Annotated in this window: 14 protein-coding genes; 4 read left to right on the top strand and 10 right to left on the bottom strand. The window is 64.0% G+C overall.

The genetic code is table 11. From position 1 onward, the window contains the following. Positions 1-19: 19 nt before the first annotated feature. Positions 20-1,894, bottom strand: a complete 1,875-nt coding sequence (locus tag NP503_RS17100; RefSeq protein WP_127268221.1) for a DEAD/DEAH box helicase — start codon at positions 1,892-1,894, stop codon at positions 20-22. 438 nt (positions 1,895-2,332) lie between these two features. Here NP503_RS17100 and NP503_RS17095 point away from each other — a divergent pair, with 438 nt between their 5' ends. After that, entirely contained in the window at positions 2,333-3,367 is a 1,035-nt protein-coding gene (locus NP503_RS17095) for an aspartate-semialdehyde dehydrogenase (RefSeq protein ID WP_023814446.1), read from the top strand. Between the two features lie 162 nt (positions 3,368-3,529). On the opposite strand, the gene NP503_RS17090 is transcribed toward NP503_RS17095, so the two are convergent. Beyond that, positions 3,530-3,937: an ACT domain-containing protein gene (locus NP503_RS17090; protein ID WP_127268219.1), complete on the bottom strand. Its 408-nt coding sequence runs from the start codon at positions 3,935-3,937 to the stop codon at positions 3,530-3,532. Between the two features lie 162 nt (positions 3,938-4,099). Here NP503_RS17090 and NP503_RS17085 point away from each other — a divergent pair, with 162 nt between their 5' ends. The 3 genes from NP503_RS17085 (at position 4,100) to NP503_RS17075 (ending at position 5,948) form a co-directional block, all read left to right on the top strand. Beyond that, positions 4,100-5,029 (top strand): bestrophin family protein, encoded by a 930-nt coding sequence (locus tag NP503_RS17085; protein WP_236382962.1) that lies wholly within the window; start codon positions 4,100-4,102, stop codon positions 5,027-5,029. Positions 5,030-5,140: 111 nt separating this feature from the next. Then, entirely contained in the window at positions 5,141-5,551 is a 411-nt protein-coding gene (locus NP503_RS17080) for a DoxX family protein (protein ID WP_127268218.1), read from the top strand. A 133-nt stretch (positions 5,552-5,684) separates the two neighbouring features. Then, positions 5,685-5,948 (top strand): YMGG-like glycine zipper-containing protein, encoded by a 264-nt coding sequence (locus NP503_RS17075; protein ID WP_127271330.1) that lies wholly within the window; start codon positions 5,685-5,687, stop codon positions 5,946-5,948. Between the two features lie 80 nt (positions 5,949-6,028). On the opposite strand, the gene rpsP is transcribed toward NP503_RS17075, so the two are convergent. From rpsP to NP503_RS17035, 8 genes are all read right to left on the bottom strand, one after another. Continuing rightward, positions 6,029-6,430 carry a 30S ribosomal protein S16 gene (gene rpsP / locus NP503_RS17070; RefSeq protein ID WP_013528800.1) on the bottom strand — a complete coding sequence of 134 codons (402 nt, stop codon included), beginning with the start codon at positions 6,428-6,430 and terminating at the stop codon, positions 6,029-6,031. 51 nt (positions 6,431-6,481) lie between these two features. Then, positions 6,482-6,808, bottom strand: coding sequence for a chorismate mutase (locus NP503_RS17065; protein ID WP_023811329.1), 327 nt, complete (start codon positions 6,806-6,808; stop codon positions 6,482-6,484). A 7-nt stretch (positions 6,809-6,815) separates the two neighbouring features. Continuing rightward, positions 6,816-8,375: a signal recognition particle protein gene (ffh, locus tag NP503_RS17060; protein WP_127271191.1), complete on the bottom strand. Its 1,560-nt coding sequence runs from the start codon at positions 8,373-8,375 to the stop codon at positions 6,816-6,818. 344 nt (positions 8,376-8,719) lie between these two features. Further along, complete coding sequence (locus NP503_RS17055; RefSeq protein ID WP_127269503.1) at positions 8,720-9,007, bottom strand: addiction module antidote protein; 288 nt, start codon at positions 9,005-9,007, stop codon at positions 8,720-8,722. Between the two features lie 2 nt (positions 9,008-9,009). After that, positions 9,010-9,297: a type II toxin-antitoxin system RelE/ParE family toxin gene (locus NP503_RS17050; protein ID WP_127269504.1), complete on the bottom strand. Its 288-nt coding sequence runs from the start codon at positions 9,295-9,297 to the stop codon at positions 9,010-9,012. A gap of 92 nt (positions 9,298-9,389) precedes the next feature. Beyond that, positions 9,390-10,322: a CPBP family intramembrane glutamic endopeptidase gene (locus NP503_RS17045; RefSeq protein ID WP_127269502.1), complete on the bottom strand. Its 933-nt coding sequence runs from the start codon at positions 10,320-10,322 to the stop codon at positions 9,390-9,392. A 154-nt stretch (positions 10,323-10,476) separates the two neighbouring features. Continuing rightward, on the bottom strand, positions 10,477-11,076 hold the full coding sequence (locus NP503_RS17040; RefSeq protein ID WP_127269501.1) for a DUF1236 domain-containing protein: 600 nt from the start codon (positions 11,074-11,076) through the stop codon (positions 10,477-10,479). A gap of 63 nt (positions 11,077-11,139) precedes the next feature. Next, positions 11,140-12,237 carry a putative zinc-binding metallopeptidase gene (locus NP503_RS17035; RefSeq protein WP_127269500.1) on the bottom strand — a complete coding sequence of 366 codons (1,098 nt, stop codon included), beginning with the start codon at positions 12,235-12,237 and terminating at the stop codon, positions 11,140-11,142. Between the last annotated feature and the right edge of the window lie 56 nt (positions 12,238-12,293).

Raw genomic sequence — 12,293 nt, 5'->3', positions numbered from 1 at the left:
CGTGAAACGGTGAAATGCTCTAGGCGGGCCGTTTCTTCGCCTTCTTGTGCTTGGGCGCGCCGGTGGTGTCGAATTTCGGCTTGCCCGGCTTTTTCGCCCATGGCTTTGCCTCATGCGCGGCGGCCGGGCGCTGATCGACTGCTGCCGGTGCACGTTTTTCGAATTTGCGCTTCGGCGCGTTGGGGTCGAACGGCGCCTTGCCGCGATGCGGCTTCTTGTCGGGGCTTGGCGGCTGATAGCCGGCGCGTGAAAGATCGGGCGTACCATCGAGCCGCTTCACCAGGATGTTGCCTTGCAGCTTGCGGTCGGGACCGATCGCGGCCAGGAAGCGGTCGGCCCAGTCGGCTGATATCTGCACGTAGGTCTCTTCCGGCTGCATCTTGATGGCGCCGATCTCGCGCTTCGAGATGCTGCCGGTGCGGCACAGCATCGGGATCAGCCAGCGCGGCTCGGCATTCTGCCGGCGCCCGATCGACAGCGAGAACCAGACGCTGTCGCCGAAATCGTCGCGGCGGCTGGGCGCCTCGTCGCGGCGCGCGAAACCTTCGCCCGCCGGTCTTTCACGCGACGGCGTGAAGGGCGCGATCTCCATGAGGTCCTCGGGCGCCGAGCGGCTGGCGCGGCACTGGCGCACGAAGGCAGCGGCCACCTGTTCGGCGCCATGTCTGGCGAGCAGCGCGTCGATGAAACCGCGTTCGTCGTCCTTCACCGGCTCGTCGAAAACCGGGTCGGCCAGGATGCGCTCGTCGTCGCGCCGCATCACGTCGTCGGCCGAGGGCGGGCTCGCCCATGTTGCCTTGAGGCCGGCGTTCTGCAGCAGCCGCTCGGTGCGCTTGCGGGCGCTGTTGGGCACGATCAGCGCGCTGACGCCCTTGCGCCCGGCGCGGCCGGTGCGGCCGCTGCGGTGAAGCAGCGTTTCCGGATTGGTCGGCAGATCGGCATGGATGACCAGCTCCAGATTGGGCAGATCGATGCCGCGCGCCGCGACATCGGTGGCGATGCAGACTTTTGCGCGGCCGTCGCGCATTGCCTGCAAGGCATGGCTGCGCTCGTTCTGGCTGAGCTCGCCCGAAAGCGCCACGACGGAGAAGTTGCGGTTGTTGAAGCGCGCGGTCAGATGATTGACGGCGGCACGCGTGTTGCAGAACACCAGCGCGTTCTTGGCTTCGTAATAGCGCAGCACGTTGATGATGGCGTTCTCGCGGTCGGGCTGGGCGACGCTCAGCGCCCGGTATTCGATGTCGAGATGCTGCTTCTCCTCGCCGGCGGCCGAGATGCGCACCGCATCGCGCTGGTAGCCCTGGGCGAGCGTGGCGATCGAGCGCGGCACGGTGGCCGAGAACATCAGCGTGCGGCGTTCGGCCGGAGCAGCGTCGAGGATGAATTCGAGGTCTTCGCGAAAGCCGAGATCGAGCATTTCGTCGGCCTCGTCGAGCACCACCGCCTTCAGCGCCGACATGTCGAGCGAGCGCCGGGTGATGTGGTCGCGCAGCCGGCCGGGCGTGCCGACGACGATATGGGCGCCGCGCTCCAGCACACGCCGCTCCGAGCGCATGTCCATGCCGCCGACGCATGACGCCACGGTGGCGCCGGTCAGTTCGTAGAGCCATTCCAGTTCGCGCGTCACCTGCAAGGCGAGTTCGCGCGTCGGCGCCACCGCCAGCGCCAGCGGTGCGGCGGCGTGGCCAAAGCGCTCCGCGCCCTCAAGCAGGGTCGGCGCCAGAGCGAGGCCGAAGGCCACCGTCTTGCCGGAGCCTGTCTGCGCCGAAACCAGCGCATCGGCCTCGCCGAGTTCCGGCGCCACAACCGCCTTCTGGACGGGCGTCAGCTCGGAATAGCCGCGTTTTTCCAGCGCCCTTGCCAGCGCGGGAACGAGTGCATCGAAGTTGGACATCTTACTCTTTCGGAATTCGGATTCTTATATGCCCAGCAATGGGCCTGTCTTCGGCGGGCGTCGGGACGCTCCATGAGCCGGATGGTCATGCCGTTCGTACTTCGTGCCGCCGCCATTGTACAGGGCAACAGGACGCTCATCGCAATTGACTCTTGACGCAAACCGCGTAAAAGCCCGCTTTGAACGGGATCGTTTTTCGATGCGCGGCCTTTTGATGGCTCTTCTTGCATTCGATGCCCCCAGCCTCAATGCACATCATTGGGCCGGGCGCGTCGGCGCGTCCCCTCGTTCCAGCAAAACTATGGCCAAAACCACCACCAAAACGGTGTGACTCCCTTGGCCTAACCACCCTCTCCCGGGTTCGGCCCGGGGGACGGAACCCGCATCGGCCAGCGGGTTTCTCCAAAAACCAAGCGGAGAGGGACAGGAGATTTTTCGATGAGTTTCAAGGTAGCGATCGTCGGCGCCACGGGCAATGTGGGCCGGGAAATGCTCAACATACTGGAAGAGCGCGGCTTTCCGGTAAGCGAAGTCGTGGCGCTGGCGTCGCGGCGCAGCCAGGGCACGGAAGTGTCGTTCGGCGACCGCACGCTGAAGGTGAAGACGCTCGACCAGTATGATTTTTCCGACACCGACATCTGCATCATGTCGGCCGGCGGCAGCGTCTCCAAGGAATGGTCGCCGAAGATCGGCAAGCAGGGCTGCGTCGTCATCGATAATTCGTCGGCCTTCCGCTACGACCAGGACGTGCCGCTGATCGTGCCGGAAGTGAACCCGGACGCGATCTCGCTGTTCACGCGCAAGAACATCATCGCCAATCCGAATTGCTCGACGGCGCAGCTGGTGGTGGCATTGAAGCCACTGCATGACTTCGCCACCATCAAGCGTGTCGTCGTCGCCACCTACCAGTCGGTGTCGGGCGCCGGCAAGGAAGGTATGGACGAACTCTTTACCCAGACCCGCGCGGTCTTCGTCGCCGATGGCGTCGAGGTCAAGAAGTTCACCAAGCGCATCGCCTTCAACGTCATCCCGCACATCGACGTGTTCCTCGACGACGGCTCCACCAAGGAAGAGTGGAAGATGGTCGCCGAGACCAAGAAGATGCTCGACCCCAAGATCAAGCTGACGGCGACCTGCGTGCGCGTGCCGGTGTTCATCGGCCATTCGGAAGCGGTCAACATCGAGTTCGAAAAGCCGATCACCGCCGACGAGGCGCGGGATATCCTGCGTGAAGCCCCAGGCTGCCAGGTCTTGGACAAGCGCGAGGACGGCGGCTACATCACGCCGCTGGAATCGGCCGGCGAGGACGCCACCTTCATCTCGCGCATCCGCGAGGATTCGACCATCGACAATGGCCTGTCGATGTGGATCGTCTCCGACAATCTGCGCAAGGGCGCCGCACTCAACGCGGTGCAGATCGCCGAGTTGCTGGTCGAGCGCGGCCTGATCCAGCCGAAGAAGAAGGCGGCTTAGTTTTCGCTCACGGGCCGTATCGCCGCTGCCGCGGCGGGCCCTCCGCGGGGGCGCCGAACGATCGGCGGCCCGCAGTCGCGTGCTCGGCCTTTGGCCGTTAGCTCCCTTCTCCCCGTTCACGGGGAGAAGGTCCCGGCAGGGGGATGAGGGGCAGCACCAGCCTCAGCTTCGATTCTCAGCCGCCAACCCAACCAGCAGCTCCAGCGCTTCCTCCGCCCGGTCGGCGGGGACGAACAGATGGTCGTGGTAGAAGGCCGAAACCGGGTTCACGCCCATGCCGGCGGCGGCGAGGCGCGTGGTGATGGCGGCGAGGAAGCCGACGGCCTCCAGCGACGAATGGATGTTCAGCGTGACCATCCGGCAGCGGAATGACGCGGTCAGTGCCGCAGCGATGGCCTTCTCCTCGGTTACGATCAGCGTCACGCCCTCGCGCTCGCGAAACACCATCACCGGCTCGAGGCCTTCCGGCTGAGCGACGCCAGGCGCCAGCGTGGCGAAGACATAGGTGCCGGCCAGCAGTTCCGGCGTCATCGATGCCAGCAGTGTCTTCAGATCGGTCTCGCCGGTCATTCGTTTCTCTCGCCTGCAGAAATGGGCCGCAGCCCACGTGCTCTTCAATATCCGCGACCGGCGCGTGCCGATAGTCCTGGCGCTGCAAGGACGACATGGCGATGTCGCTGGCGGCTGGGCTTGCGGACCTGTCGCATCGCACAATAGAGGAGCTGAGGGCCGATGCCGGTCCGTGAAAGGCCTTCGATGATCGTTCGCCCGCGCCCCACATTCCTGCAGCTGTTCTTCATCATGCGCGGTTCGGTCGTGCCACGCATCCTGCCGCAGATATTGGGCTTCGCGCTCTATTCCGCGATCATCCTGGCCGTGGCGCGCCGGTTCCAGCTTGATTTCAGCGTCTTCAACATCACGCCTTTCGGCCTCGTCGGCGTGACATTGTCGATCTATCTCTCGTTCCGCAACAACGCCGCCTACGACCGTTGGTGGGAGGCGCGCAAGCTGTGGGGCGCGCTGGTCTTCGAAATGCGCAACCTGGCCCGCGCCACCACCAGCCTCATCCCGGACCAGACCGAGCAGCGCGCCCTGCTGATGGAAGCGCTCGCCTTCTGTCATTTCCTGCGCGGGCAGTTGCGCAAGATCGACAGCATGAAGGATGCCCGCGCCTTCATCGACGCCGAGGCGGACAAGGCCGCAGCCTTTTCCAATCCGGCAGATGAGATGGTCAGGCGCATGGGCCGGCGTGCCAATGCGCAGCGCCGGGCGGGCGATGTCGACTCGATCGGCTTTCGTATCCTCGATGAGAGGCTCGCGTCGATCGCCGCCATCCAGGCCGGCTGCGAGCGGATCGCCGGTACGCCGTTACCCTTCGCCTACACGCTGCTGGTGCATCGCACGGCCTATATCGTCTGCCTGCTGCTGCCGATCGGCCTGATCTCGACCACCGGTTGGGCAACGCCGCTGTTCACGGCGCTGATCGCCTACACCTTCTTCGGCCTCGACGCGCTTTCGGAAGAGCTCGAGGATCCGTTCGGCACCGAGGCCAACGACCTTGCACTCGACGGCCTCTGTCGTGTCTGCGAAATCTCGGTATTCGAAGCGCTGGGCGAGACCCCGCCGAAGATGATGCCGGCGGAAAAGTTCTATTTTTCGTAGGCGAAGGCGCGCGGGCTTAAAACAATCCGGACCTCTGTCGGATCGCAGCCCCATGCCACGTCCTTGGTTCGACCCCAGCGAAAAGGGCTCGAACCACTAGGAGGGACCACCATGAGCATTTCCGAAACCGCGCCCGTCTCGCCGGGCGCTTTATGGACCGGCCGCGCGCTCAGCGGCGTTATCGTGCTGTTCATGATCTTCGATGGCGTCATCAAGCTGCCGCCGCTCGATGTCGTCACCCAGACGATGGTGCCGCTCGGCTGGCCGGCCGATGCCAATGTCGCGCGCATGCTGGGCGTCATCAGCCTGATCTCGACCGCTCTCTATGCACTGCCGCGCACCTCGGTGCTCGGCGCCATCCTGCTCACCGCCTATATGGGCGGCGCTATCGCCACCAATGTCCGCGTCGACAACCCGCTGTTCTCGCACATGCTGTTCGGCGTCTATCTCGGCATTATCCTGTGGGGCGGCCTGTATCTGCGCGATGCCAGGGTCCGCGCGCTGATCCCGTTCAGCCGTTAGATCCAGATCGAAGCATCGCTTTCCGCTGAAAGCCTGACCCTTTGCCGGGTAATGTCTCAGGGATCGAATCGCGGAGTTGCGAGTTAGAGATTCGCCTGGCGGCGGAGGCGGCTCCTATCGGAGAGGAACGATGATGAAGAAAATGATGCTTTTGATGGCGCTGCTGGTGCCGCTCGCCGCTTGTTCGCAAACGGAAAAAGGCGCGGCCGTAGGCGGCCTCGGTGGCGCTGCCGTCGGTGCGGCGGTCGCTGGCGATCCGGTTGAAGGCGCCGTCGTCGGTGGTGCTGTCGGCGCCGTTGCCGGCGCGCTGATCGGCCGGGCGAGCGAGCGTGGCGAATGCCGCTACCGTGATCGCCGTGGCCGCGTCTACGTCGACCGCTGCCCGGACGGTTATTGATCGGCAGCTCTTACAGACAGAACTGGACAGGAAAACGGCGGGCACATGGCCCGCCGTTTTCCTGGATGCGAATAGAGCAATTATTCGGCGGTGGCGGCTTCCGCCTCGGCCGGTGCAGCGGCGGCGGCCGCAACAGCAGCAGCGGCATCTTCCTGCGCCTTCTTCAGAAGGGCAGCGCGTTCCTGCGCCTTCTTGCCCGGCTCGGCCTTCTTCGGGTTGGAACGGGCGTCGCGCTTGACGAGGCCGGCCTCGTCGAGGAAGCGCAGCACGCGGTCGGTCGGCTGGGCGCCATGCGCCAGCCAATGCTTGACGCGGTCGGCGTCGACCTTGACGCGTTCGCCGTCCTTGGGCAGTAGCGGGTTCCATGAGCCGATCGACTCGATGAACCGGCCGTCACGCGGCGAACGGGCGTCGGCAATGACGACGTGGTAGTAAGGACGCTTCTTCGAGCCCGCACGGGCCAGTCGGATCTTCAAGGGCATTTATTTTCTCCTAAAAAGGCTGATTTGGTTGGTCGGTTGGTGGCTGGTTTCTCAGCCGGCTTTCATCACGCCGTTGGAAGCGGCGATCTGTTCGTGGTGGCGGATCACTTCGCGGACGACGAAGTTGAGGAATTTTTCCGCGAAATCCGGGTCGAGATGGGCATCCTTCGCCAGCTGGCGAAGCCGGGCGATCTGCTGCTGCTCGCGTGCCGGGTCGGCCGGCGGCAGGCCATGCGTCGCCTTCAGCACGCCGACCGCCTTGGTGCAGCGGAAGCGCTCGGCCAGCATGTGGATGAGGGCCGCGTCGATGTTGTCGATCGAGGCGCGGTAATCGGCCAGGAGAGCGCGGGCGTCGGCCATGTCCTTCTCTTCGTTCATGGCGTCCTCACTTCTTCTTGCCAAGGCCGGGCAGCCCGCCACCGCCGAGGCCGGGGAGCCCGGGGAGTTTCATGCCGCCGGGCAGACCGGGCATTCCGCTGGGCAGGCCACCGCCGCCAGGAAGGCCTTTCATGCCGCCGCCGAGGCCGGCTGCCTGTGCCTGCTTCTGCAAAGCTTCGAGCTGCTTGGGGTCCATCTTCGACAGGTCCGGCATGCCGCCGCCCATCATGCCGCCCATCATGCCGCGCATCAGGCCGCCGCCTTTGCCCTTGCCGCCCATCGCCTTCATCATGTCGGCCATGCCGCGGTGCATCTTGAGCAGCTTGTTGATTTCGGCCGCGTCGGTGCCGGAACCGGCGGCGATGCGCTTCTTGCGCGAATGCTTGAGCAAATCGGGATTGGCGCGCTCGGCCTTGGTCATCGACGAGATGATGGCGAGCTGGCGGCCGAACATCTTGTCGTCGAGACCGGCGGCGGCCATCTGGTCCTTCATCTTGCCCATGCCGGGCATCATGCCCATGATGCCGCCCATGCCGCCCATCTTCGACATCTGCTGAAGCTGACCGGCGAGATCGTTCAGGTCGAACTTGCCCGACTGCATCTTCTTGGCCATCGCCGCCGCCTGTTCGGCGTCGATGTTCTCGGCGGCCTTTTCGACGAGCGAGACAATGTCGCCCATGCCGAGGATGCGGTCGGCGATGCGCTTGGGGTGGAATTCCTCCAGCCCGTCCATCTTCTCGCCAGTGCCGATCAGCTTGATCGGCTTGCCGGTGACGGCGCGCATCGAAAGAGCCGCACCGCCACGGCCGTCGCCGTCCATGCGGGTCAGGACGAGGCCGGTGATGCCGACGCGCTCGTCGAAGCTCTTGGCCAGGTTGACTGCGTCCTGGCCGGTCAGCGAATCGGCGACCAGCAGGATTTCGTGCGGGCTCGACACCTTCTTGATGTCGGCCATCTCGACCATCAGCGGCTCGTCGATATGGGTGCGGCCGGCGGTGTCGAGGATGACGATGTCGTGGCCGCCGAGCTTGGCCGCCTGCACGGCGCGGCGGGCGATGTCGACCGGCGACTGGCCGTCGATGATCGGCAGCGTGGCGACCTTGACCTGTTCGCCGAGCTGGCGAAGCTGCTCCTGCGCGGCGGGGCGCCGCGTGTCGAGCGAGGCCATCAGGACCTTCTTGTTCTGACGCTCGGAAAGACGCTTGGCGATCTTGGCCGAAGTGGTCGTCTTGCCCGAACCCTGCAGGCCGACCATCATGATGACGATCGGCGCCGGGGCATTGAGATCGATGGCGACGCCTTCGGCGCCGAGCATCTCGACCAGTTCGTCATGGACGATCTTGACGACCATCTGGCCGGGCTTGATCGACTTGACCACGGCAGCGCCGACGGCCTTCTCGCGCACCTTGTCGGTGAAGGAGCGCACCACTTCCAGCGCCACGTCTGCTTCGAGCAGCGCACGGCGCACCTCGCGCAGCGCCGCCGAGACATCAGCCTCCGATAGCGCGCCGCGGCCGGTCAGGCCGTTCAGGATCGAACCAAGACGTTCCTGTAGCGATTCAAACATTCGTTTTCCTTTTCCCTGGCATCCGGATGATGCCCGAGAGGTAATGCGTTCGCGCCCAGTGTCCAACCAAAAGCCAAAACCAAAAAGCACCCGGGGGCGCTCAGCGCTGCCGGGTGTTGGCCTCCAGGATCGATTTACAGCACTTCACCTCAAAGAGGTTTCGGCGTCCTGGTCGGCTTGCTCGGAGGGATACTCGTCGCGGAATTCGGGGCGTGTAGACAGGAAATCGGACACGGAGTCAAGACGAAGACCGGATTGCAGGGCGTGCGGCAGCCACGGCAGTGGTTGCCGGCATGCGAATTGGGCAAACAATTCTGCGCGCGAGGGGTCTTTGGAAACCCTGATTAACTAGACGGCTCGGCTGTGATCTTCACCCCGAGCGCCTTTGTGACACCCAGTAGCGTCGAAAGGCGCGGGTCACCGTCTGGCCTCAGTGCTTTGTAAAGAGCTTCACGAGTGACGCCTGCTTCCTTTGCAACAGCGGTCATGCCGCGCGCACGAGCAACAATGCCGAGCGCGTTTGCTATATAGCCAGGGTCGCCGGTCGCAAAGGCGTCGGCCAGCAGCTCGGCCTGCCCTTCGGCGCTGCCAAGATGCTCGGCGGGATCAAACGGAACGGTTTCGATTGCCATGATCATAGCTCCCTGGCCATCTGAATGGCCTTTTTGATGTCGCGGCCCTGGCTGGACTTGTCGCCGCCGCAAAGCAGGATAATGATTTCGTTGCCGCGCTTGATGAAATAGAGGCGGTATCCAGGGCCAACGTCCAACCGAAGTTCGCCGATGCCATCGAAATACTTCACGTCTCCGATGAGGCCGGACTGGACGCGGGCGATGCGGATCGCGATCTTTTCGGCGGCCCGCTTATCCCTCAGGCTGTTGAGCCAGTCGCGAAAGTCGGTGGTTTGGCGAACCTCGACCATCTGTGAACTATAGTTCACAGGCTTGATGTGTCAATCCATATGTGAAGAATAGTTCACAGTCCGCAACAGCCTAGACGGATTTCCCGGCTCGACTATGGAAATTCGGCGGCGACCTTGAGCGGCGAACGCGGATGTAGAAGCAGCACGATGGTCAGCATGCTGCAGGCGATGCCGATGAAGGCGATGAGAACCGCATCCGACGTCGCCCAGCCCGGTCCCTCGAGCGGCCTGGCATTGAACAGGGCGAAGGAATTGTAGCTTTCCTGATGCGAGATCAAGAGAAACCCGGTCAGGTTGTTGCCGAGATGAGCACCCAGTGCGGCGCCGAGATTGCCGGTTGCGTAGACGATAAGCGTCAGCAGCAGCGCGAAAGCGGCGATCGACGCCAGCACGCAAGCATTGATGGCTGGTGACGAACTCGCGCTCCAATGCAGCGAGGTGAACAGCAGGGCCGGCAGCAGGGCCCAGATTACCGGGCTCGTGAACCGGCTGGCGAGACCGCGCAGCAGATAGCCGCGAAACAGCAGCTCTTCCGAAGAGGTCTGCACCAAGGTGAGCGCGGCGATCGGGATCGCAAACAGCAGCCAGGATGACAAGCTGATCGGGCCACGCGTGATCTGCGGCTGCAAGAGATAGAGCAGGACCTCGGATATGAACGACGTGATCAGCACGGCGATCAGCCCTTTGAGGAAGTCGGGCCATGAAACTCGTCGGCTGTTGCCGATCAGCGCCGACAGCTTCTCGCCATGCACCCAGCGCATCGCGACCCACAGGCCGATCCAGATGCCGGCAAACGAGACGAGCGCGGTGAGGATGCCGAGGGGCGAAGCGAGGAAGCCCTGAATGCCGGATGATGGGGTCGCCTGCCAGGCGATGAACGCATAGGTGCCGCCGACCAGCACGGCCACGGTGGTTGCTGCCCAAAAAAGGACCACGATCCCCGTTCCGAGCAACAGGCGCGGTAAGGTCGTCCTGGCGTTCGGCGAATGCCTGTAACGCTCGAAGGCGGCCGGATCGATGGTCACGCGGGCTCCCTTGCCAAAGTCATCGCCTATTGACTAACCGATGGCCGGGAAAATCGGAATGGTTTTCCGCAAAGGACTAGGCCAGAGCGCAGGAGAGCGCCGCGCGGCGGCGCGGCCTGCTGGCGGCCGCTGCTGTCACAGCGGCCGCTTGTCGTCAGCGAACGACGTACATGATGCGCCGGGTCTGCGGATCGATCAGCGCCCGCTGGCCGTTCACATAGACATAGCGGTAATTGTAGTCCGGAATCTCGCGCAGCTCGACGGTGTCGGGCAGGGTCGCGCCGGTCACCACTTCGCCTTCGAGATAGATGGGATCGAGGCGATGTGTATCGACATAGGTGCGGACTTCAGCCGGAGGCGGCGGGAAGTCATCCACGACCGGATCGCTGGCGATGATCGCGCCGGTATAATCGGTCGAGTAGTTGCCGATGTCCTCCGGCGGCGAGACGACAGCAACGCTGGAGCGCCGTTCCGTCAGCACCACGCGGCTGCCGCCGATATCGGCCGTCACATAGTCGGAATAGACCCAGCCCTGGCCGCCGGCCTCGGCTATGGTGCACCATTTGCTGTTTTCGATGCAGCCATTGAGCGTTGCCGACTGGCCGGCGGCGAGCACGCCGATCACGGGATATTGCGGGCCGGGTCCGGCGCGCACGTTAAGATCGGTGACGGCTGAGACGGCGGTATCGGCAAACGCGGCGCCTGACATCACGGTCAGCATTCCGGCTACCGCAGGAAACAACAGGGATTTCATGGTTTCTCTCCGTTTTCATGGTCCCTCGCCAGCGAAAACGGGGCAGCAGCTCATGCGTTCCCGCTAAAGCGCCTGCGCCAACTCACGATTTGTTCCGTGTTCTCCAGGCAAATCGGTCAGAAGTTCGTGAACGAATTCCAATTTCCGTGCCGTGACGTCCGAAATGACAAAGGGGTAGAGGTCGGGCAGGCCCATGCAGCGGTTGATCGAATTGGAGGCTTCCGACAGCACCAGCCAGCGGGGAAGAATCTTTTCGAAAGGCTGGGGCGCGGTCGCCGGCTCCGAGGGTGCGGCCTGCAACCCGCCGCCTGTGTCGCCGCGCGGCAAGTCGTTGGCCTCCACCGTCTCCAGCCGGCCGAGCGGAAAGTTCAGCGCGTGCACCATTTCCAGCGTGTCGGTGATGTGCAGGTGATGAGCCCAGGTCTCGGCCCAGTCTTCCCATGGATGCGAGGTCGCATAGGCCGAGATGTGGCCTTGCTGCCAGTCGGGCGGCGCACCATTGGCATAATAGGCCTTCAGCGCCTGTTCGTAATCGGCGCGGTCGTCGCCGAACAGTGCGCGGAAAGCTTCGAGCCTGTGCGGATCGTCGCGGATGAGGCGGTCCCAGTAATAGTGCCCGAGCTCGTGGCGGAAATGACCGAGCAAGGTGCGGTAGTTCTCGCCCATCTCGACGCGCCGCTTCTCGCGCTCGGCCGAATCCGCCTCGGCGACGTTGAGCGTGATCAGGCCATTGTCGTGGCCGGTAAGAATCCGCTCGCCGCCGGGGCCGCCGCCGATCGGATCGGCGAGGAAGTCGAATGCCAGGCCGATCTCGTCGGCCGGGTTCTGCTTGGGCGCCACCGGCAGCCCGAAGGCCAGCAGCGAGTAGATGGCGCGCTTCTTCGCCGCTTCGACACGGATCCAGCGGCGGCGGTTGCCGTCGACGGAGAGATCCGGGATCAGCTGGTTCAGCACGCAAGCGCGGCAAAAAGCGTGACCCGGTTCCGCCATCCAGTTGCAGGCGCATTCATCGGCGTTGGTGCACTGGAAGACGCCATCGACGCCCGCCAGCGCAAAACAGGCGTGCTCGGGATCGTAGAGCACGGGGTTCCCGCAGTTCAGGCACTGGGCGTTCTCGAAATAGATGCGATGGCCGCAATGCGGGCAGTCGAAGAGTTTCATGTCGGTCTCAATTCACCGGAGGTGACACAAATGTTCACGGCGGCCCGTGCCCAACG

Origin of the sequence: Mesorhizobium sp. SEMIA396 (assembly GCF_024518615.1) — a bacterium.
GTDB lineage: Bacteria > Pseudomonadota > Alphaproteobacteria > Rhizobiales > Rhizobiaceae > Mesorhizobium.
This window is presented reverse-complemented; position numbering and strand designations above follow the sequence as displayed.